This is a genomic window from Mesorhizobium sp. M4B.F.Ca.ET.089.01.1.1 (assembly GCF_004022605.1).
In the GTDB taxonomy this organism is placed as follows: Bacteria; Pseudomonadota; Alphaproteobacteria; order Rhizobiales; family Rhizobiaceae; genus Mesorhizobium; species Mesorhizobium abyssinicae.
Map to the genome: position 1 here is coordinate 1 of NZ_RZOS01001221.1, position 584 is coordinate 584.

A 584-nucleotide genomic window follows, 5' to 3' on the forward strand; every position below is an offset into this window, starting at 1 on the left:
ACAGATCTCGGCGTATCCGGCCTGTTCTTTTTCGTAGTAGGCCGGCGACGGAAAATCCCACCAGCCGGTCGCGAACGGTCCCGCCGCGTCGCGCGAGACAATGACCTCGACAAGAGCCGGGCCTCCGCATTCCAGAGTTGCCTTCAGGCTGCTTTCGAGATCTTCATCCTTCTCGACTTTCCAGGCCTCGAGCCCGAATGCGCGGGCGGAGGCCGTGATATCGGCAGAGTAAGGCTGGCCATTCCCGGAGTGATGGGTAAATTCGGAAGCGATGTGACGGCCCATGAACTTGCGCTGGCCACCGCGGATCGACATGTAACCTGAGTTGTTCAACACGAGGAACACCACATTGATGCCGTTCATCACGGCAGTGCCCATTTCGGGCAGCGACATCATGAAGTCGCCGTCGCCAACGATCGCCACGACCTGGCGATCCGGGCATGCGAGCTTGGCGCCCAAAGCCGCCGGCACCGCCCAGCCCATCGGCGAATAGGAGCCGGAGGTCAGGTGGGTGCGAGGCTCGTAGACCGGGAAGCTTTGCTTCACCGAACCCTGGGTGTTGCCCGAACCGACAACCACAATAC

At 61.3% G+C, this 584-nt stretch carries 1 protein-coding gene; it reads right to left on the minus strand.

Going from position 1 to position 584, the window contains the following annotated elements; genetic code table 11:
• The coding region (locus EN780_RS36870) for a thiamine pyrophosphate-dependent enzyme (protein ID WP_245500263.1) at positions 1-584 on the minus strand (584 nt) is incomplete at both ends.